20 protein-coding genes are annotated in these 19,101 nt (G+C 69.9%); 8 read left to right on the forward strand and 12 right to left on the reverse strand.

All coding sequences use genetic code 11. The features are described from left to right. Together ACFU8W_RS14530 and ACFU8W_RS14535 are read right to left on the reverse strand one after the other, a co-directional pair. On the reverse strand, nucleotides 1-516 hold a 516-nt coding region (locus ACFU8W_RS14530; protein WP_384036253.1), incomplete at its 3' end, for a transposase. A gap of 175 nt (nucleotides 517-691) precedes the next feature. Then, the gene (locus tag ACFU8W_RS14535) at nucleotides 692-1,546 is read right to left on the reverse strand and encodes a hypothetical protein (protein ID WP_384037099.1); all 855 of its coding nucleotides are present in this window, start codon (nucleotides 1,544-1,546) and stop codon (nucleotides 692-694) included. A gap of 123 nt (nucleotides 1,547-1,669) precedes the next feature. Between ACFU8W_RS14535 and ACFU8W_RS14540 the strand changes: the two genes are divergently transcribed. Both ACFU8W_RS14540 and ACFU8W_RS14545 read left to right on the forward strand, forming a co-directional pair. Beyond that, entirely contained in the window at nucleotides 1,670-1,945 is a 276-nt protein-coding gene (locus ACFU8W_RS14540) for a hypothetical protein (protein WP_345515082.1), read from the forward strand. 6 nt (nucleotides 1,946-1,951) lie between these two features. Continuing rightward, a complete protein-coding gene (locus ACFU8W_RS14545; RefSeq protein WP_384036257.1) occupies nucleotides 1,952-3,145 on the forward strand; it encodes a glutathionylspermidine synthase family protein in 1,194 nt (397 codons plus the stop codon). Between the two features lie 191 nt (nucleotides 3,146-3,336). On the opposite strand, the gene rocD is transcribed toward ACFU8W_RS14545, so the two are convergent. From rocD to ACFU8W_RS14565, 4 genes are all read right to left on the reverse strand, one after another. After that, nucleotides 3,337-4,542, reverse strand: a complete 1,206-nt coding sequence (gene rocD / locus ACFU8W_RS14550) for an ornithine--oxo-acid transaminase (RefSeq protein ID WP_266982380.1) — start codon at nucleotides 4,540-4,542, stop codon at nucleotides 3,337-3,339. Nucleotides 4,543-4,654: 112 nt separating this feature from the next. Beyond that, entirely contained in the window at nucleotides 4,655-5,476 is an 822-nt protein-coding gene (locus ACFU8W_RS14555; RefSeq protein ID WP_384036262.1) for a hypothetical protein, read from the reverse strand. 108 nt (nucleotides 5,477-5,584) lie between these two features. Further along, a complete protein-coding gene (locus tag ACFU8W_RS14560) occupies nucleotides 5,585-6,406 on the reverse strand; it encodes a hypothetical protein (RefSeq protein ID WP_384036265.1) in 822 nt (273 codons plus the stop codon). Further along, nucleotides 6,403-6,954, reverse strand: coding sequence for an RNA polymerase sigma factor (locus tag ACFU8W_RS14565; RefSeq protein WP_384036268.1), 552 nt, complete (start codon nucleotides 6,952-6,954; stop codon nucleotides 6,403-6,405). Before ACFU8W_RS14565 ends, ACFU8W_RS14560 begins: the two co-directional genes overlap by 4 nt. 232 nt (nucleotides 6,955-7,186) lie before the next feature. Between ACFU8W_RS14565 and trpS the strand changes: the two genes are divergently transcribed. Then, nucleotides 7,187-8,200: a tryptophan--tRNA ligase gene (trpS, locus tag ACFU8W_RS14570; protein WP_345515088.1), complete on the forward strand. Its 1,014-nt coding sequence runs from the start codon at nucleotides 7,187-7,189 to the stop codon at nucleotides 8,198-8,200. Between the two features lie 141 nt (nucleotides 8,201-8,341). Further along, nucleotides 8,342-8,932 (forward strand): 2'-5' RNA ligase family protein, encoded by a 591-nt coding sequence (locus tag ACFU8W_RS14575; RefSeq protein ID WP_384036271.1) that lies wholly within the window; start codon nucleotides 8,342-8,344, stop codon nucleotides 8,930-8,932. A 55-nt stretch (nucleotides 8,933-8,987) separates the two neighbouring features. Here the strand turns inward: ACFU8W_RS14575 and ACFU8W_RS14580 are convergent, their stop codons facing one another. Both ACFU8W_RS14580 and ACFU8W_RS14585 read right to left on the reverse strand, forming a co-directional pair. Continuing rightward, the gene (locus tag ACFU8W_RS14580; RefSeq protein WP_384036274.1) at nucleotides 8,988-9,743 is read right to left on the reverse strand and encodes a decaprenylphospho-beta-D-erythro-pentofuranosid-2-ulose 2-reductase; all 756 of its coding nucleotides are present in this window, start codon (nucleotides 9,741-9,743) and stop codon (nucleotides 8,988-8,990) included. 55 nt (nucleotides 9,744-9,798) lie between these two features. Then, complete coding sequence (locus ACFU8W_RS14585; RefSeq protein WP_345515091.1) at nucleotides 9,799-11,148, reverse strand: FAD-binding oxidoreductase; 1,350 nt, start codon at nucleotides 11,146-11,148, stop codon at nucleotides 9,799-9,801. 418 nt (nucleotides 11,149-11,566) lie between these two features. On the opposite strand from ACFU8W_RS14585, the gene ACFU8W_RS14590 reads away from it, so the two are divergent. Continuing rightward, the gene (locus tag ACFU8W_RS14590; protein ID WP_384036278.1) at nucleotides 11,567-12,496 is read left to right on the forward strand and encodes a YihY/virulence factor BrkB family protein; all 930 of its coding nucleotides are present in this window, start codon (nucleotides 11,567-11,569) and stop codon (nucleotides 12,494-12,496) included. Here the strand turns inward: ACFU8W_RS14590 and ACFU8W_RS14595 are convergent. Further along, complete coding sequence (locus ACFU8W_RS14595; protein WP_384036281.1) at nucleotides 12,444-13,721, reverse strand: D-alanyl-D-alanine carboxypeptidase family protein; 1,278 nt, start codon at nucleotides 13,719-13,721, stop codon at nucleotides 12,444-12,446. The two genes, ACFU8W_RS14590 and ACFU8W_RS14595, sit on opposite strands and share 53 nt — an antisense overlap. Nucleotides 13,722-13,842: 121 nt before the next feature. Here ACFU8W_RS14595 and ACFU8W_RS14600 point away from each other — a divergent pair, with 121 nt between their 5' ends. The 3 genes from ACFU8W_RS14600 (at nucleotide 13,843) to ACFU8W_RS14610 (ending at nucleotide 17,240) form a co-directional block, all read left to right on the forward strand. Beyond that, the gene (locus ACFU8W_RS14600; RefSeq protein ID WP_266982362.1) at nucleotides 13,843-14,088 is read left to right on the forward strand and encodes an SCO4848 family membrane protein; all 246 of its coding nucleotides are present in this window, start codon (nucleotides 13,843-13,845) and stop codon (nucleotides 14,086-14,088) included. A gap of 96 nt (nucleotides 14,089-14,184) precedes the next feature. After that, nucleotides 14,185-15,477 (forward strand): metallophosphoesterase, encoded by a 1,293-nt coding sequence (locus tag ACFU8W_RS14605; protein ID WP_384037102.1) that lies wholly within the window; start codon nucleotides 14,185-14,187, stop codon nucleotides 15,475-15,477. A 209-nt stretch (nucleotides 15,478-15,686) separates the two neighbouring features. After that, entirely contained in the window at nucleotides 15,687-17,240 is a 1,554-nt protein-coding gene (locus ACFU8W_RS14610; protein WP_384036285.1) for an ABC transporter substrate-binding protein, read from the forward strand. 225 nt (nucleotides 17,241-17,465) lie between these two features. Here the strand turns inward: ACFU8W_RS14610 and ACFU8W_RS14615 are convergent, their stop codons facing one another. Genes ACFU8W_RS14615 through ACFU8W_RS14625 form a run of 3 tightly spaced genes read right to left on the reverse strand, consistent with a single transcriptional unit; the run spans nucleotide 17,466 to nucleotide 19,098 of the window. Beyond that, nucleotides 17,466-18,203 (reverse strand): TetR family transcriptional regulator, encoded by a 738-nt coding sequence (locus ACFU8W_RS14615; RefSeq protein ID WP_345515101.1) that lies wholly within the window; start codon nucleotides 18,201-18,203, stop codon nucleotides 17,466-17,468. After that, nucleotides 18,197-18,667, reverse strand: a complete 471-nt coding sequence (locus tag ACFU8W_RS14620; RefSeq protein ID WP_384036288.1) for a thiol-disulfide oxidoreductase DCC family protein — start codon at nucleotides 18,665-18,667, stop codon at nucleotides 18,197-18,199. Before ACFU8W_RS14620 ends, ACFU8W_RS14615 begins: the two co-directional genes overlap by 7 nt. Then, entirely contained in the window at nucleotides 18,664-19,098 is a 435-nt protein-coding gene (locus tag ACFU8W_RS14625) for a hypothetical protein (RefSeq protein ID WP_345515104.1), read from the reverse strand. The genes ACFU8W_RS14620 and ACFU8W_RS14625 overlap by 4 nt, the downstream gene beginning before the upstream one ends. Nucleotides 19,099-19,101: the final 3 nt, after the last annotated feature.

Raw genomic sequence — 19,101 nt, forward strand, 5'->3', positions numbered from 1 at the left:
GGTGACCTCGGTGGGGTCGTCCTCGGGGCCCAGTCGCACTGCGTCCAGCGGGCCGGTCCACGAGGAGCGCCCACCGCCGAGGGCGGCGGCGACCTGGTAGGGCCAGGCGGGGATGGTCTGGCGCACGCCGTCGCAGCGGCACGGGCGGTGGCAGTGCAACCGCTGCGGCGAGCACTCGGCGTCCGGGCGTGGCCAGGGAGTGACGTCCAGCGCGATGGACAGCTGCCGGTCCGTCCCGCGCGGCAGATCAAGGCCGGCCAGCGCCATGCGGAGGCGGGACACGGTGATGTGCCCCTGGGCGAGCGCGTCGTACATCGCCCCGTGCCCGCGCCGGTGCACCGGTTCCAGGGACAGCTCCGGCAGCGAGATGACCGGCCCGTCGGCGCACAGGACCGCGTCCGTCAGCTCGAACAGGGCATCCGCCCGCAGGGGCAGGCACTCGTAGAACTCGCAGCGAAACCGGGACAACCCGGCCAGAGCCTCGACGCGCGCGGCATCGTCTTGCAGACTGTCCATCACGGCCTTTGGGTAGATCCGTTGTCGACTTCAGCGAGAAGACACGATCACGCAAGGGCCGCCCAGCTGTCAGGCGAACGACGAACCCCACCAAGACATGATCTTGGTGGGGTTAATAGTCAAGCTTAAAGGAGCTCCTCTTAGGGGCGGGGAGAGCGCACCGGCGCAGTACGCCCTACCGTGCGCCCGGGACTGCCGGCCCGGGGGTGTCCGCCGGGGCCTCGCCGAACCGGGTCAGCGCCAGCGCGCCCGCGACCGCCACCGCGAACCCGGTGACCGCCAGCCAGCCGAGACCCTCCCGCGTACGGTCCCCGAGCCAGACGACGCCCACCAGCGCCGGGCCGATCGTCTCGCCGATCACCATGCCGGCCGTCGCCGTCGTCACCGAGCCCCGCTGCAGCGCGGACGTGAGCAGCAGGAACGCCGCACCTCCGCCCAACAGCAGCGCATACGTCGCCGGGTTGGCGACCAGCGCGGACGGCGAGATGTCGTCGATCAGCCGCACAGCGACCTCGACCACCCCGAAACCGCACCCTGCCCCCAGCCCCAGCACCAGTGCGCGCGGCTTCTCCGGCAGCCGCCCGGCCGCCGCGCCGATCAGCAGGACACCCAGTGCGATACCGAGCATCCACCAGCGCAGGGCGGTCGAGCCGGTCCGGTCGCCCTCGCCGCCGGAGGCGAGCCCCAGCATGGCGAGACCCGCGCAGACCACGCCGACGGCGGCCCACTCGGTACGGCTCAGCCGCACGTGCAGCAGGCGTGCGGCGACCACGGCCGTCACCGCGAGACTTGCGGCGAGGGCGGCGCCCACCGCATAGATCGGCAGGGAGCGCAGGGCGATGATCTGGAGGACGAAACCGCAGCCGTCGAGAGCGAGTCCGGCCATGTAGCGCCACTGCCGCACGGCGCGCAGCAACAGCGCCGGATCGACCCCCGCACCGGACCCCGGCCCGGCGGCGGCCCGCGCGGCTACGGCCTGGAGGACGGAGGCCGTACCGAAGCAGACAGCGGATCCGAGCGCGCAGATCATCCCGAAGAGCACATGGGGACTCTACGTGGGGGTCCTGACCCACCGGGTTCCGGCCGAATCCAGCAGCCCTCTAATCTGACGAACGTTCCTATGGCGTGAACCGGACAACGGGGAGACAGAAGAATGGCCAAGCGCAGATTGAGGTCGAGCACGGTGGTGCTCGGTTCCATGGGCGTTCTCGCGGCGGCGATCACCTCCTGCGGTTCGGAGCCGGACAAACGGTGCGTGGACCCGGTCACCCACTCCAAGCTGCCGAGCTACGAGTGCAAGAACAGCAGCGGCAAGGGCGACTACTACTACGGCGGCACCTCCAAGGGGGGCACCGTGCAGGGCGGCAGTTTCGACAAGTCCGCCGTCGACCGCGGCGGCTTCGGCTGCTCCGGCACGAGCGGTGGCTGACCGGTCATGGAACGCCGCACCGCGCAGCCGCGCCCCGGCTGGCAGGAGACGGTCGAAGAGCAGGGGATCGTCTACCCGCTGACCCGCTACCCGGACGGATCCCTGCGCCCGTACTGGGACGAGAGCGCCTACTACGTCTTCTCGCTGCCCGAGGTCGAGGCACTGGAGGACGTCGTCGAGGAACTGCACACCATGTGTCTGGCCGCCGCCGCGCACATCGTCGACCAGGACCGCTTCACCGAGCTCGGCATCACCGACCGCCGACTGGCCGCCCTGATCACCGAATCCTGGCAGCGCCGCAGCGAACTTCCTTCCCTGTATGGCCGGTTCGACCTGCGCTACGACGGGACCGGCCCGGCGAAGATGCTGGAGTACAACGCCGACACCCCCACCTCACTCGTGGAGGCAGCCGGCGCCCAGTGGTTCTGGATGGAGGACCGCTTCCCTGACGCCGACCAGTGGAACTCCCTTCATGAGCGTCTCGTCGCCGCATGGAAGCGGCAGGCCGCACTGCTGCCACCGGGGCCGTTGCACTTCGCCCACTCCGAAGGAGACGAACTCGGCGAGGACCTGATGACGGTCGCGTATCTGCGCGAGACCGCCGAACAGGCCGGGATCGACACCGAGGCACTCTCCGTCGAACAGATCGGCTGGGACCGGTTGACCGGACGGTTCGTCGACGAGCGGCTCCGCTTCATCCGGAGCTGCTTCAAGCTGTACCCGTGGGAGTGGCTGGCGACCGACCGCTTCGGCCCGCATGTCCTGGACACCCTCGACAACGGGGGCGGAACCGGCACCACGTGCTGGATCGAACCCGCCTGGAAGATGCTCCTCTCCAACAAGGCGCTGCTGGCCATCCTCTGGGAGATCTTTCCGGGCCACCCGAATCTGCTGCCCTCCTATCTGGACGGCCCCCGCGAACTCGCCGCGGACGGGAAGGGCGGCCGTGGCTATGTCGCCAAGCCGTTGCTCGGCCGTGAGGGCGCCGGTGTCACGATCCATGAACCGGGAAGCCCCGCGGTGATACGGGACGAGCCGTGCTGCTACCAGGAGTTGGCGCCTCTGCCGGACTTCGACGGCAATCGGGTGGTGCTCGGTGCCTGGGTCGTCGAGGACGAGGCGGCAGGGCTCGGCATCCGGGAATCGGCGGGGCTGGTCACGGACGAGTACGCCCGCTTCCTGCCCCACGTCATCCTCTAGCGCGGCGCCGACCCTCGGGGTCGGGTGCGCGGGGTCGGGGACGCGGGGCCGGGGGCCGGGGAGGCGGAGGGCTCGTCACGAGTCGGCCGAGGCACCCGGTGCCCGCCTCGTCCTCAACCGCCGGACGTGCTCGGTGCGCCCGCCGGCCGAGATCGCTCCGAGGGTCGGCCGGGGGCGACATGCGCGTCCGGTCAGCCGCGCAGCACCTCCCGGAGTTGCTCCAGGCCCCAGTCCAGGTCTTCCTTGCTGATCACCAGGGGCGGGGCGATCCGGATCGTCGAACCGTGGGTGTCCTTGACCAGCACCCGCCGGTCCATCAGCTTCTCGGAGATCTCCCGGCCCGTGCCGCGGCTCGGGACGATGTCCACGCCCGCCCACAGCCCTCGGCCCCGCACCGCCTCCACGGCGCCGCCGCCCACCAGCAGCCCCAGCTCCTGATGGAGGTGGTCACCCAACTCCGTTGCCCGTTGCTGGAATTCACCGGTACGCAGCATCGCGATGACTTCCAGTGCGACCGCGCAGGCGAGCGGATTCCCACCGAACGTCGAACCGTGCTCACCGGGCCGGTAGACCCCCAGCACCTCGGCCGACGAGACGACGGCCGACACCGGGACCACGCCGCCGCCCAGCGCCTTGCCGAGCACGTACATGTCCGGCACGACGCCCTCGTGCTCACAGGCGAAGGTCTTGCCCGTCCGGCCCAGACCCGACTGGATCTCGTCCGCGATGAACAGCACATTCCGCTCTCGGGTCAGCTCGCGCACCCCGGGGAGATAGCCGGGCGGCGGCACCAGCACCCCGGCCTCGCCCTGGATCGGCTCCATCAGGACCGCCACGGTGTTCTCGGTCATCGCCGCACGGAGCGCGGTGAGGTCCCCGTACGGCACGATCTCGAACCCCGGCGTGTACGGGCCGAAGTCCGCACGAGCCTCCTGGTCCGTGGAGAAGCTGATGATGGTCGTCGTCCGGCCGTGGAAGTTGTTCGCGGCGACGATGATCTTCGCCATGCCGTCCGGGATGTCCTTGACCTGGTAACCCCACTTGCGGGCGGTCTTGACCGCCGTCTCCACGGCCTCCGCCCCCGTGTTCATCGGCAGCACCATCTCCATGCCGCACAACTCGGCGAGCTGCGTGCAGAAATCGGCGAACCGGTCGTGGTGGAAGGCGCGCGAGGTCAGGGTCACCCGGTCCAGCTGCGCCTTGGCGGCCTCGATCAGACGCCGGTTGCCATGGCCGAAGTTGAGCGCCGAATAGCCCGCGAGCATGTCGAGGTACCGCCGACCCTCGACGTCGGTCATCCAGGCGCCGTCCGCCGAGGCGACGACGACCGGAAGCGGATGGTAGTTGTGCGCGCTGTGCGCCTCGGCGGAGGCGATGGCAGTTTCCGTGGTCGACACGGGATCTCCGTTCGTCGTGCGGCGTGGGCTGGGGCAATGCCCACTTTGTATCGTCGGTCGGATCCTCGGGGAGGAAACCTTCAATCCACGGCGCGCCCATGCGTTTGCGCAGTCAGAGGTCGAGGAGTTCCTGACGTGGACCGGTCTCCCGGCCGTACCGGCCCTCGCCCCCGCCCTCGCCTCCGCCGCCCCGACGGGACGCCAGCGGCCGCAGGGCCAGGGCGAGCGCCGCCCCTGCCACCAGCCCGGGTACGGCCCACCACACACCGTTGAAGCGGTCGGACGAGCCGGCCGCCGTCGGGGCGGCGGACGCGGAGGGCCACGGTGCCGGTGCGGGGCCCGCCGCGCGCCCCTGCGGGGCGGACTGCCCGCTGTCCTCCCACGGCTGCGGGAACAGCGCCGCATACGCCTCCTCGCTGCTCTTCTTCCCCAGCAGCCCGAGCTGCTTGAACAGCGCGACCAGCTCCGCCGGCTTCTTCGCCCGGTGCCAGTACCCGCGGTAGGTATAGGGAACTTCGGAAGCCGTGTGTATCCAGACCGTGTCCGGATCGTCTCCCGGGAAGACCCGGTCGGTCCGCATCGGCTCCAGGTCGTGGACCATCCAGGTCACATTGATCTGCCGCGTCCCCACCGCCCCGTCCAGGCTCTGGGGCCGCTCCTTGTCGCCTTCGCCCGCCTGACCAAGCAGCGCCTCCAGCTTGGTGTATCTCGGATCCGAGACGGAGAGCGCGGTCGCCTTCCCGCTGTCCGGTGAGGCGACCAGCACCGTCGTCGGCCCGCCCGCCACCGCACCCGGAGCGAGACAGAGGCTCAGCCCGCACACCGCCGCCGCCGGCACGGCCAGCCGTCGCAGAAATCGGAAGCGGCCCACCGGCCGCCGGGTGGATCGAACGCCCGGCTGTTGTTCCGCGAGCCGGCCTCCTGGCTTTCGCATGACGTCCCCCTTGCGCTGTCCGGTACGGACCGCCCGTACCGTGTCACCTCTGGTACACCGCCCGGGCCCCGCAGGTTCCCCTCCCGGGCCGACCGTTTTTCCGGACGGTCAGAGCACTGAACCGGCGATCGAACGGGCCCGCTCCCGCGATGCCACGCCCTCCAGCCGCAGTGTCATCCGCCCGTCCTTCACCCACAACAGGGTCGGTCCGGCAGTCCGTTGGGACCGTGACCACCGCACGCTGTTCCCGTCGACCATGCCGAACCGCAGCACATGCGGCCTCGCGAACCAGAGGCCGTCCACCGCGCCGCCGCGGCCGTCGGCCACCTTCAGCCACTCAGGCTGTTCCCGCACCTGTTTGGTGAAGTACGGATCCAGCGGCGCCGCGAACTCGTCGAGCCGTATCGTCCGCCCCTCCTCCTGCCAGCACAGCGTGACCATCCACCGGCCCTCCGGCAGCCCCGACACGGACACCGCGTCCGGCGCACCGAGCGTCCCGGGCACGACCGGCCGGAAGCCCGACCGCCGCGCCGCCTCCTCCGTCGTCACCGGGGTGCCGCAGCCCGGCACCGGCGCTCCCGGCCGCGCGGGGGCCGGCGCGGACGGGTCGTACCGCACGTCCACCCCGCCGAAGTCGAACCAGTCGGCGACCGTCGCCCGCACCGGAGGCGTCAGCACCAGCACGACCAGGAGACCCGAGAGAGCCGCAGCCACCGGGCGGGCCCGCCGACGGGCCCACGCCCCGGCCCGCTCCAGCCGTCCCGGGGGTACCGGCACGGGCACCGGGACCGCTTCGGCGACGATCTGCGCCAGCACCCGCTCGGCCATCGTCAGCCCGCCGCCCTCCGGCTCGGGGACCTCCATCCCGCGCCCCAGCGCCAGCAGCTCCACCCGCAGGCGCGCCCGGTCCGGATCATTCACACCCGTCATCCCGCGTCACCCCCTCCCACCCCGGTCCCGAGCTTCTTCTCCAGCTTCTTCAGCGCACGGTTCAGCCGGGACTTCACCGTCCCCCGTGGCCAGCCCAGCGTCCGTGCCGTCTCCGCCTCGTCCATCTCCAGCAGGTATCGGTAGGTGACCACCTGCCGATGCTCCTCGCTCAGCTCGTCGAGCGCGGCTGTCAGCAGCGTCCGCCGCTCATCCGCGAGCGCCGCCACCGCCGGATCCGCCGACTCCGGTATCACCGGCTCGGCGCCCCGCAGCACCGCCTCGCGCCCGGCCACAGCCCGCGCCCGGCCCGCCGACCGGAGTGAGTTCCTCGTCTCGTTCACGACGATCCGCAGCAGCCACGGACGGAACGCCGCGCCTTCCCGGAATCGCCCGAGCGACTGATACGCCTTGAAGAACGCGGACTGCACCACATCCTCCGCCTCGGCCCCCGCCCCGAAGGCGACCGCGGCCCGCAGCGCTACGCCCGTGTGGGCGCGCACCAGCTGCGCGTATGCCTCCGCCTCTCCGGCGCGCACACGAGCGATCACCGCAGCCTCGCCCTCTGCCGGCGCCCCTTCCTGCGCCTCTGCACGAGTCCCGGTCCGCTGTTCGGCCCGCCCCTCGGCCTGCCCTCCGGCACGCCCGGGAGCGCGGTCCGCACCCCTGTCCTCGACGGCGCGGCCCCCCTCCCGGCCCCTCTGCAGGGCCCCCTCCGGCGTCCTCACACCTTTCATACACCGGCTGCCGGGGATCGGTTCCGTACCTGAGACAATGAGTTCTATGGCCTCTGAACGCCCCCGCGTGCTCTCCGGAATCCAGCCCACCGCAGGCTCGTTCCACCTCGGCAACTACCTCGGTGCAGTCCGCCAGTGGGTGGCGCTGCAGGAGTCCCACGACGCCTTCTACATGGTTGTGGACCTGCATGCGATCACCGTTCCGCAGGATCCCGCGGAGCTGCGTGCGAACACCCGGCTCGCGGCCGCCCAGCTGCTGGCCGCCGGTCTCGACCCCGAGCGCTGCACGCTCTTCGTCCAGAGCCATGTCCCGGAGCACGCCCAGCTCGGCTGGGTCATGAATTGCCTCACCGGTTTCGGCGAGGCCTCCCGAATGACGCAGTTCAAGGACAAGTCCGCCAAGCAGGGCGCCGACCGGGCGACCGTCGGCCTCTTCACGTACCCGGTCCTCCAGGTCGCGGACATCCTGCTCTACCAGGCCCACCAGGTCCCGGTCGGCGAGGACCAGCGCCAGCACATCGAGCTCACCCGCGACCTCGCCGAGCGTTTCAACGGCCGGTTCGGTGACACGTTCACCATCCCGGCGCCGTACATCCTCAAGGAGACGGCGAAGATCTACGACCTGCAGGACCCCTCGATCAAGATGAGCAAGTCGGCGTCCACGCCGAAGGGCCTGATCAACCTGCTCGACGAGCCGAAGACCACGGCCAAGAAGGTCAAGAGCGCGGTCACCGACACCGACACGGTCATCCGGTACGACGTCGAGAACAAGCCAGGTGTCAGCAACCTCCTGACCATCTACTCCACCCTCACCGGCACGGGTGTCGCGGAACTGGAGCAGAAGTACGAGGGCAAGGGCTACGGTGCGTTGAAGACCGACCTCGCAGAGGTCATGGTCGAGTTCGTCACACCGTTCCGGACCCGTACCGAGGAATATCTCGACGACCCGGAGACGCTGGACTCGATCCTGGCCAAGGGGGCGGAGAAGGCCCGGGCGGTGGCCGCCGAGACCCTGGCCCGGACGTACGACCGGATGGGCTTTCTGCCCGCGAAGCACTGAGTCCAAGGACCCTGGCGAGATGACGGCTCGAGGCTGCACACTGGCGGTGGGAGACCAACCCCGGTGATGGTCTGAATCCAGCCATCGACCGCGGTGACGACGGCACGCCGGTCACCGACTTCGAAGAGTGAGGAGAACGACGTGGGGACCGTTACGCTCGGCGTTTCGATCGCGGTCCCGGAGCCCTACGGCAGCCTGCTCCAGGAGCGGCGCGCGAGCTTCGGGGATCCTGCCGCATACGGCATTCCCACCCACGTCACGCTTCTCCCGCCGACCGAGGCGGAGGCGGCCGACCTGCCCGCGATCGAGCGGCATCTCGCCGAGATCGCGACAGGTGGCCGTCCCTTCCCGATGCGGCTGTCCGGCACGGGGACCTTCCGCCCCCTGTCGCCGGTCGTCTTCGTCCAGGTCGTCGAGGGCGCGTCTGCCTGCTCCTGGCTGCAGAAGCGGGTGCGGGACGCGTCCGGCCCGCTGATGCGCGATCTGCAGTTCCCGTACCACCCGCATGTGACCGTGGCGCACGACATCCCGGAGCAGGCGATGGACCGGGCGTACGAGGAGCTCGCCGACTACGAGGCGTCCTGGACCTGCGGCTCCTTCGCGCTGTACGAACAGGGCCCGGACGCCGTCTGGCGCAAGATCAACGAGTTCCCGTTCGGGGCCGGGGGCAGCGCGCCCGTCGTGCCCGCGCAGGGCGGCAGCTCGGTGGACGAGCCGTCCCTGCGGCCCTGAGGCGTCGGTAACGGCCTGGTGCACGACAGAGAGTGCACCGGGCCGAGCGTTGCGCTCAGACCGGCAGGCGCCGGAAGAGCGGCCGTGGCACGTGCCGCAGCGCCGACATCACCACCCGCAGCGCCCCCGGTACCCACACCGTCTCCGAGCGCCGCCGCAGTCCCCTCACGATCGCCTCCGCGACCGCGTCCGGGGTTGTCGCGAGCGGTGCCTCCGGCATCCCCACCGTCATCTTCGACCGCACGAAGCCGGGCCGTACGACCATCACATGCACCCCCGTGCCGTGCAGCGCGTCCCCCAGCCCCTGGGCGAACGCGTCCAGGCCCGCCTTGCTCGACCCGTAGATGAAGTTGGCGCGCCGGGCACGCTCACCCGCCACCGAGGACAGCACCACCAGCGATCCGTGCCCCTGCGCCTGGAGTGCGCCGGCGCACACCAGTCCGGCGGAGACGGCGCCGGTGTAGTTGGTCTGGGCGACCCGGACCGCGGAGAGCGGTTCCTCCTCGTCGCGTCCCTGGTCCCCGAGGATGCCGAACGCGAGCAGCACCATGTCGATGTCGCCCTCGGCGAAGATCTTGCCGAGAGCGGTCTCGTGGGACTCGGAGTCGAGGGCGTCGAAGGCGACGGTATGGACGTACGCACCCAGTTCCCGCAGTTCGGCCGCGGCCGATTCCAGGGCGGGGGAGGGGCGTCCGGCCAGCCAGACCGTGCGGGTGCGGCGGGCGATCAGCCGGCGCGCGGTGGCGAGCCCGATCGCCGATGTCCCACCGAGGACGAGCAGGGACTGCGGGGCACCGAAGGCGTCCTTCACGAAAACACTCCTAGCGGGGGGCGGCGGGGGAGGAGGGAGCGGGCAGTGCGTGGACTCAGAGGCCGAGGCGGCGGGAAAGGTCCGAACGGAACGCCCCGTCCGGGTCGAGTTCGGCGCGCAGCGCCCGGAATTCGGGCAGCCGCGGATACATCGCGGCCAGCGTCTCGGGCCGCAGCCGGGAATCCTTCGCCAGGTAGACGCGGCCACCGGCCGTCGCGACCTCCTCGTCCAGCTCGTCGAGGAAGCGGGCCAGGTCCGGCAGCGTGGCGGGCAGGTCGAGGGCGAGCGTCCAGCCGGGCATCGGGAACGACAGCCAGCCCGGATCGCCGTTTCCGAACCGTTTGAGCACGGCCAGGAACGACGGGCAGCGCCGTCGCGAGATCCGGCGCACGATCCGGCGCAGCGCCTCCTCCTGCCCGAATCCGACGACGAACTGGTACGGCACGAAGCCGCCGCGGCCGTACACCCGGTTCCAGTGCGGCACGCCGTCCAGCGGGTGGAAGTACGTGGACAGCTTCTGGAGTTCGCCGATGCGGTACGTGGGGGCCCTGCGATACCAGAGCTCGTTGAACAGGGCGACAGAGGTGCGGCCGAGCAGTCCGTGCGGTACGAACGCGGGCGCGACGGGCAGCTGTCCCGGGCGGAACGCGAGCGGTGTGCGCCGGGCGCGCGCCGGGAGCACATGCAGGGGCGCGTGCTCCCCTCGGGTGAGTACGGAACGCCCGGTCGCCCTGCCCCGGGCGAGGAGGTCGATCCAGGCGGCCGAGTAGTGGTAGCGGTGGTCGGAGGCGGTGAGCCGGGCCATCAAGTCGTCCAGATCGACAGCCCGTTCGGTGGTGACCGACATCATCGACGTCGCGACGGGCTGGAACCGGAGCGTGGCCGAGAGGATCACCCCGGTCAGTCCCATGCCGCCCGCGGTCGCGTCGAAGAGAGCGGTGCCGGGCCGGACCGTACGGATGCCGCCGTCGGCGGTCAGCAGCTCCATGTCCTGTACGTGGCGGGAGAAGGAGCCGGAGACGTGATGGTTCCTGCCGTGGATGTCGGCGCCGATCGCTCCGCCCACGGTGACGTAACGGGTCCCGGGAGTCACCGGCACGAACCAGCCGAGCGGCAGCAGTACCTCCATCAGCCGGTGCAGGCTCACGCCCGCGTCGCACACCACCAGACCGGTGGCGGCGTCGATGGTGCGGATCCGGTTCAGCGCGGTCATGTCGAGGACGGAGCCGCCCGCGTTCTGTGCCGCGTCGCCGTAGGCCCGGCCCAGACCGCGCGCGATGGAACCACGGGGTCCGCAGCCGCGCACCGCGACCGCCGCCTCCTCGTACGTACGGGGACGGAACCGCAGGGCGGTCGTCGGGGCGGTACGGCCCCAGCCGGTCAGGGAGACGGTGTCGACAGACATGGTGGTGACCGTATCGCCCGAGAAAACACCTTTGAGGGATTTGTTACACAGCTCACCGAAATGGGCGATTGAAGGAGTTTGGCTCATCAATGACGCGCAACTTCCTTTGCTGACCAGAAGAGTTAGCTTCGGGAAGACCCGGAAGGGGGGGCCGGGTGCGCGATGCGAGGCTCTTCGCCGACCGATGGGTACTCGCCCCGCTGTGCGTACGGGCCGGCGGTCGCCGACCTGTGACGGTCCCGCCTGCCGGGTTCCGCCTCGGCCGTACCGGGTGTTGGTCGCCGTCGACGCCCGCGGCTCTGTGGTGCAGTTGGTCCGTCCGGCCGTGTCGCCCACGGGCCCGGCCCGACACCACCCGGCGCCCGCGTGCCCGGGCCCGTACACCGGTTTTCCGCGCCCAGGAGGGTACGCGCACGTCATGGACTGGCTGAAGAATCTTCCCGTCATCGGGCCACTCGTCGCCCGGCTGATGATGACGCACGCCTGGCGCTCGTACGAACGGCTGGACATGGTCCACTGGACCAGGCTCGCCGCCGCGATCACCTTCATCAGCTTCCTGGCGCTCTTCCCGCTGATCGCGGTCGGCGCGGCGATCGGCGCCGCGCTGCTCTCCGACGAGCAGCTGCACAAGATCGAGAAGTCGATCGCCGACCAGGTGCCGGGCATCTCCGACCAGCTGGGCATCAGCAATCTGGTGGCCAATGCGGGCACGGTCGGGCTGGTCGCCGGTGCACTGCTGCTCTTCACCGGCATCGGCTGGATCGGTGCGATGCGGGGCTGTCTGCGCGCGGTCTGGGAGAAGGACGATGTGGACGAGGGCAATCCGGTCGTCCGCAAGCTCAAGGACGCCGGACTGCTGATCGGCCTCGGCGGAGCCGCGCTCGTCACCCTTGCCACGTCCACGGCGGGTTCCACCGCGGTCGGCTGGACCGCCGGCTTCCTGGGCATCCCCAACCGTGGCGCGGGCGGAGTGCTGCTGCAGACCGTGGCCCTGCTCGTGGCGGCTGTCGCCGATTTCCTGCTGCTGCTCTATCTGCTGACACTGCTGCCGGGCGTGAAGCCGCCGCGGCGCAGGCTGCTGACAGCGGCGGTGATCGGCGCGATCGGCTTCGAACTCCTCAAGCTGCTGCTCGGCAGCTATATGAAGAGTGTCGCGTCGAAGAGCATGTACGGCGCCTTCGGTGTGCCGGTCGCTCTCCTGCTGTGGATCAACTTCACGGCGAGGCTGCTGCTGTTCTGCGCCGCCTGGACGGCGACGCCGAGCAGCAAGGGCATCGGGGCGGGCGGCGCGGACGTCAGCGGCGAGGGAGGCGGCGCACCAGGTCCGGCAGCGGCCAGCGCCGGTTGACCAGGAATACGCCGCCGGCCAGCAGCACCAGCACCCCGCCGACGATCCCCAGTGCGATCCCGACCCCGCTGGAGCCCTGGGTGGCCGCCGCCGCGGTGGCGGCCGGACCGTGCTTGCCCGCACTCTTGCTTCCCGAGCCGGAGGTGCCCGAGGCGCTGTTGCCGTTGGCCGATTCCGTGCCCTTCCCGGTGCCCGTCTGTGCAGACTTCGGGGGGACCAGTTCGCCGACCGGGGTCACCTTGCCGGCCGCGTCGAAGCCCCAGTCGAGCAGGCTCGCGGCCTCCTTGTAGACGGCGTGGGGCTCCTTCGACGACGGGTTCATGACGGTGACGAGCAGCACCTTGCCGTTGCGCTCGGCGACGCCCGTGAAGGTGTTGCCCGCATGCGTGGTGTAGCCGTTCTTGACGCCTGCGATGCCCTTGTACGGTTCGACGCCTGCGCCGGTGAGCAGCCGGTTGGTGTTCTGGATCTCGAAGGTCCCGCGCTTCTTCCCCTTCTTCTTCTCCCCGGGGAAGTCGGCCGTGGCCGTCGAGCAGTACTCGCGGAAGTCCTCCTTCTGCAGCCCGCTGCGGGCGAACAGGGTGAGGTCGTACGCGCTGGAGACCTGTTCGGGTGCGTCGTATCCGTCGGGAGACACCACGTTCGTGTCGAGGGCCTGCAGCTCCTCGGCGCGTGCCTGCATGGCGGCGACGGTCCGGGGCACACCTCCGTACATCGCGGACAGCACATGTACCGCGTCGTTGCCGGAGCGCAGGAAGACGCCGAGCCACAGGTCGTGGACCGTGTAGGTCAGATGTTCCTTGACGCCGACCAGGCTGCTGCCCTCGCCGACACCGGCGAGGTCCTCGTTCGTCACCTTGTGCCGCAGGGTCTTCGGCTGCAGTTCGGGCGAGTCCATGACCGTGTCGGCGAACAGCATCTTCAGGGTGGACGCGGGGGGCAGCCGCCAGTGAGAGTTGTGCGAGGCGAGCACCTCACCGCTCTCCGCGTCCGCGACGATCCAGGACCGCCCGGTGAGGTCCTTCGGCAGCACCGGGGCGCCGGAACCCAGTTCGACCTGGGTGCCGACCCGGCCGAGCCGCGCGCCGCCGACCTTCGACATCGGGGCGGTCGGCTTCGGGTCGTCGGTGGTGTCCTTGTCGACCGCTGACGCGGGACTGATGACGAAAGTGGACAACAGGGCGGCGGAGATGACCGTCAGCGCGGTCTTTTTCAGAGCGGGCACGGTCGGAAACGTACAGGCTGATGATGTGACGAGTGTTGCGGACCTGCTCACCGGCCGTCCGCGACGCTGGGACAGTCCACCCCGGGCGCTCCGGCCGGAGCGCGGTGGCGATACTGGATCCATGAAGCTCAGCCGCCCCGTTTCCTGGTTCCTGCTCGCCTTCGGGGTGTGGAGCTGGGTCATTTGGGTCACTTTCGCCAAGAATCTATGGAAAGACGGCAGTGGACTTGCCTTCGACGACGCGGGTGACCCGACTGCGTACTTCTGGGTCCATCTGCTGCTCGCCATCACGTCCTTTCTCCTGGGGACGGCGGTCGGTCTGATCGGGTTCCGCGGACTCAGGGCGCTGCACCGCGAACGTTCATAACCGGCCGCGCGGCGACCGGACATAGGTGTACGAAGCGTCGGCGCACAAGGCGCAGGCGTACCGAGAGCCGCACATGGGTGGGGGAGTGACGTGGCAGTGGTCTTCGTTCTGGTGGCGCTGGCGGTCCTCGCGCTGCTCGTCGGTGTGCACCGCTATGTGTGGCGCCGCTTCGTCGCCGACACGACGGCCCCGGGCGGCACGCTGCGCCGGGTGGGCACGGCGGCGGTCTGGCTGTTGCCGCTGCTGAGCGTCGGCGCCCTCGTCTCGGGACGGACGGGCGCCCCGTTCTGGCTGCAGCAGGTGCTGGCCTGGCCGGGCTATCTGTGGCTGGCGGCGCTGCTGTACCTGACGCTGGCTCTGCTGGTGGGCGAGGCGGTACGGCCTGTTCTGCGGCGAGTCCTCGCGCGCCGGGCGGGCGGCGGTACGGCTACCGAGAACGATTCGGCCGAATCCCTTTCATCTCAGGTCGAAGCACCCGCGGCAGGGAACTCTCCGGCCCGTACGGCCGTGGGCGGAGCCGCCGCCACCCTCGTCGCCGACGCCCCCGTCACCGCCCCCGCCGACCCAACCCGCCGTCTGTTCGTCGCGCGCGCTGTCGGGGGCGCGGCCGCCGTCGCCGGGCTCGGCACCGTCGGCTACGGCACCTACGGCGTGCTGCGCGGCCCGCGCGTCAAGCAGGTCACCGTCCCGCTCGCCAAACTGCCCCGCGGCGCGCACGGCTTCCGGATCGCTGTCGTCAGCGACATCCATCTCGGCCCGATCCTGGGCCGCGCTCACACCCAGCGGATCGTCGACACGATCAACCGGACCCAGCCCGATCTGATCGCCGTCGTCGGGGACCTCGTCGACGGCTCCGTCGCCGACCTGGGGCCGGCCGCCGAGCCGCTCGCCCAGCTGGAGGCCCGCCATGGCGCGTTCTTCGTCACCGGCAACCATGAGTATTTCTCCGGTGCGGCCCAATGGGTCCATCACGTAAGGGAATTGGGCCTGCGCCCACTGGAGAACGCCCGAGTCGAGATCGGCGGTTTCGATCTCGCCGGGGTCAATGACGTCGCCGGTGAGAGCGAGGGGCAGGGCCCGGATTTCGAGCGCGCCCTGGGCGACCGGGACCGGACCCGCGCCTCCGTCCTCCTCGCCCATCAGCCGGTCGTCATCGACGACGCGGTCTCGTACGGCGTGGATCTCCAGCTTTCGGGCCACACCCACGGCGGCCAGCTCTGGCCGGGCAACTACGTCGCCGAACTCGCCAACCCCACGGTCGCCGGCCTGGAGCGCTACGGCGATACCCAGTTGTACGTCTCTCGGGGCGCGGGTGCCTGGGGTCCGCCCGTGCGGGTCGGCGCCCCCTCCGACATCACCGTCGTCCACCTGGCGTCCCGTCAGGCGTAACGGCACAAAAGGGACGACTCAACTGCACGGTGTCTCCACAGTTTTCAGCCGTTCGGCCCAGCTGAGGTTTCAACTGTCGAACAAAAGGCTATGAGATACGGATTTCCTCTTCCAGATGTGAAAATCGTGTGATTGGCTGACCGTGAGCACGGTGATGTGCGTTTCTGAGCGCATCTGCCCAGGTGGGGCTGTTAAGGGAGAGCACGGCAATGCGGTCGATCCGGCTACGGATTCTCGCGATTCTCGCGGTTTTGGTCATCGCAGGCGTCGTCGCCTGGCAGTTGCTTCCCTCGAACGAGGTGAAGAGCGATCCGATCATGGTCGGGACGACGGACGAGGTGACGTCCCTCGATCCGGCCGGTGCGTACGACGCCGGTTCCTGGGCGATGTACAGCAACCTCTATCAGTCCCTCATGACGTTCAAGTCCGGGGCGATCGTCCCGGAGCCGGACGCCGCCGAGAGCTGTGGGTTCATCGGCCAGAAGCTCCAGACGTACCAGTGCAAACTGCGCGACGACCTGACCTTCGCCAGCGGCCGGAAGATGACCGCCGCCGATGTCGAGTACTCCATCGAGCGCATGATCAAGATCAAGACGGACGTCGGTCCGTCGGTCCTGTTCCCCAGCCTCAAGAACGTGGTGTCCGAAGGCCGCACGATCACCTTCAACCTCTCCTCGCGTGACGCGACCTTCCCGCAGAAGCTCGCCACCGGAGCCGGTTCGATCGTCGACCGCGAGGAGTATCCGGCGGACAAGCTCCGCACCGGAACCACGGTCGACGGCTCGGGGCCGTACGTCCTGAAGTCGTACGAACCGGGCGTCGAGGCGCAGCTGGTCCCGAACACCCGGTACAAGGGCGCGCTGAAGAAGACCGGCGTCCCCGTCACCGTCCGCTACTACAAGCAGTCGGATGAGCTCCTGGCGGCCTGGAAATCAGGACAGGTCGATGTGACGCACCGGCAGCTGCCGCCGTCCACGCTCGCCGAGCTGAACCCCGGCGACCCCGACATGCGCATCACCGAGGCGGACAGCGCCGAGATCCGCAACCTGGTCTTCAACGTGCGCGCCGGGTCCCCCCTCGCCGACAAGAAGGTCCGGCAGGCCATCGCGTCCATCATCGACCGCGGGCCGCTGGTGACGGATGTCTACAAGAGCACCGTCGAACCGCTCTACTCGCTGATCCCGCAGGGCTACATCGGGCACAGCACGCCGTTCTTCGACGCCTACCCGACGCCCGACCCGGAGCGCGCCAAGCGGCTGATGCAGGAGGCGGGCGTGCAGACCCCGCTGCACATCACCTTCGCCTACCGCGCCGACGACGCGTACACGAAGGAGACCGCCGAGCTCCGCCGCCAGCTGGAGGCGAACGGGCTGTTCAAGGTCTCGGTCAAGGCTGTGGACTGGCAGGACTTCCAGAAGGGTTACGCGGCCGGCAAGTACGACGCGTACACCGTCGGATGGCTGCCCGACTACCCGGACCCCGACACCTTCAGCCAGCCGCTCGTCGGCCGCGACAGCAGCCTTCACAACGGCTACACCAGCAAGAAGATGGACGACCTGATCTCGGCCACGCTGCAGTACAGCGACCGCAGCCGTACCTCGCAGGACTTCAAGGAGCTCCAGGCGCTGGTGGGTGAGGACGTGCCGCTCGTGCCGCTGTGGCAGAAGAAGGACTACGTCGTCAGCAAGACCGATGTCGCCGGTTCGCAGTACCTGTCGGACGGCACGGGCATCTGGCGACTGTGGGAACTCAACTGGATCTAGTGCCCCTCACGGCACTGGTGCCGGGAGCGGCGCTGGTTCTTTCGTCTGGATCAGGCTGGATCACTGGGGTGCGCCGAACCCGGCGAGCACGGCACGTTCCGGACGGGAGGCCCTAGGGCCGGGGCCACGATCCGCCCACCCCTGGTCCCAGGAAACCGCAAAGGGCCGGGGCCGGCCGGAGACTGCCGCACACCGTGTGCGAGGTCTCCGGTCGGCCCCGGCCTTTTACGCCTTCTCGCGGCCCGGCTGCGCGGTGGTCGGCTGTTTCACCGACCCGGGCAGGAAGTCCGCCAGCACGTCGTGGATCTGCCGTACGAGCGGTCGCAGCACCCGGAACCGGGAGAGCGCGATCGCCCGAGCACCGATCGGTGCGGTGCGCTCGACGAGGCGGCGGCTGCGCTCGGCGCCCTCCGTCCGGTCGTACACCCAGAACAGCACCAGACCCATCTGTATCAGCCACATCAACTGCGGCAGCACGTCGGTCATGTCGGGGTCGGTCCTGGTGCTGGAGCCGCGCAGGCACCGCTCATGAATGGAGATCGCCGCCTCCCGGGCCGCGACCGACTCCTCGGAGAACGGGGAGAGCGGGCTTTCCGGATCGGCGGCGTTCTTGAAGAACTGGGTGGCGAAGCGGCGGTACGGCTCGGCCACGTCGAGCCAGCTGAGCAGTACCCCGCGAATGCGCACGGCCAGGTCCTTGTCGCCTTCCAGGACCGGCTTCACCGCCGCCTCGTGCTCCGCGGCGAGCCGGTCGTAGAAGCTCTGGACGAGAGCGTCCTTTCCCGTGAAGTAGTAGTAGGCGTTGCCGACGGAGACCCCGGCCTCCTGCGCGATGGCCCGCATCGTCGTCTTGTCGTAGCCGCGTTCCTCGAAGAGCCGGAGCGCCGTTTCGAGAATGAGTGTGCGGGTCTGCTCGCTCTTGGGAGCCTTGGCTTCCTTCGCGTCCTTCGCTTCCTTCACCACAGCCCCGAGGGTAGCCGTCCGTCCTGATCCTCCGCGCCGGGGACCTGGCACGCTCCGTCCCCGGGGCCGCAGGGCGCCGCGGTCAGCGACCGGTACTTCGCGGCGGCGAGCACGGACGCCCGGGCGAACGGCAGCCCCGCGGGGGTGGCCAGCCAGTGCGCCCTGGGCCGGTGTTCGGCCAGCGCCCAGAGGCAGACGATCCAGGCGGAGGTCCCCCGGTAGATCTGCCCCCGGTCGCCGATCACGGTGATCTCGGAGAGCGTCCCGGAGTGGTCGAGCGCGGGGAAGCGGCGGCGTGCCTCCTCGGAGGCCGCCGGGACGAGATCGAGCGGGACGAGCTGACGCTGCTTCATCAGCCAGTGGCGCAGATGGACGCAGAGCGGGCACCGCGCGTCGTAGAGCACGGTGAGCCCCTCGACGGGCGTCCGCCCCCGGTCGGCCGCACCCGCCACCGGCCCGGTCACCGGCCTGTGGCGGGTGCGGCCCACGGGCCCTGGCCGGCGGGGCCCGTCCAGCCCTGCGGCGGTACCGGCGGGGTCTGCTCACGCTCCATCAGCCCGCGGCGGCGGATCTTGTTGAGCACGTAGACGTTCCCGAGGTGCATCACTCCGAGGACGAGCAGGACGACGCCGACCTTCACCGAGAGCGCCTCGAAGAGCCCACGGGTGTCGGCGACCCCGTCTGCGTTCTTCAGGTAGAGGGCGACGAATCCGAGGTTGACCAGGTAGAAGCCGACCACCAGCAGGTGGTTGACGGCATCGGCGAGCTTCTCGTTCCCGTGCAGGACGTCGGCGAGGAAGACCTTTCCGTTACGGCTCAGCGTGCGGGCGACCCACACTGTGAGCCCCACGCTGATCAGCAGGTAGACGACGTACGCCACAACAGTGAGGTCCATGCC

The sequence above is a fragment of the Streptomyces sp. NPDC057565 genome (genome assembly GCF_042801455.1).
Lineage (GTDB): Bacteria > Actinomycetota > Actinomycetes > Streptomycetales > Streptomycetaceae > Streptomyces > Streptomyces yanii.

Coding starts and splice junctions, on each gene's coding strand:
- ACFU8W_RS14535 (WP_384037099.1), bottom strand. CDS start 1,546: ATGATCTGCGCGCTCGGATCCGCTGTCTGCTTCGGTACGGCCTCCGTC.
- ACFU8W_RS14610 (WP_384036285.1), top strand. CDS start 15,687: ATGCGGTCGATCCGGCTACGGATTCTCGCGATTCTCGCGGTTTTGGTC.
- ACFU8W_RS14590 (WP_384036278.1), top strand. CDS start 11,567: ATGGACTGGCTGAAGAATCTTCCCGTCATCGGGCCACTCGTCGCCCGG.
- ACFU8W_RS14555 (WP_384036262.1), bottom strand. CDS start 5,476: ATGCGAAAGCCAGGAGGCCGGCTCGCGGAACAACAGCCGGGCGTTCGA.
- ACFU8W_RS14625 (WP_345515104.1), bottom strand. CDS start 19,098: ATGGACCTCACTGTTGTGGCGTACGTCGTCTACCTGCTGATCAGCGTG.
- ACFU8W_RS14540 (WP_345515082.1), top strand. CDS start 1,670: ATGGCCAAGCGCAGATTGAGGTCGAGCACGGTGGTGCTCGGTTCCATG.
- ACFU8W_RS14600 (WP_266982362.1), top strand. CDS start 13,843: ATGAAGCTCAGCCGCCCCGTTTCCTGGTTCCTGCTCGCCTTCGGGGTG.
- ACFU8W_RS14585 (WP_345515091.1), bottom strand. CDS start 11,148: ATGTCTGTCGACACCGTCTCCCTGACCGGCTGGGGCCGTACCGCCCCG.
- trpS (WP_345515088.1), top strand. CDS start 7,187: ATGGCCTCTGAACGCCCCCGCGTGCTCTCCGGAATCCAGCCCACCGCA.
- ACFU8W_RS14560 (WP_384036265.1), bottom strand. CDS start 6,406: ATGACGGGTGTGAATGATCCGGACCGGGCGCGCCTGCGGGTGGAGCTG.
- ACFU8W_RS14545 (WP_384036257.1), top strand. CDS start 1,952: ATGGAACGCCGCACCGCGCAGCCGCGCCCCGGCTGGCAGGAGACGGTC.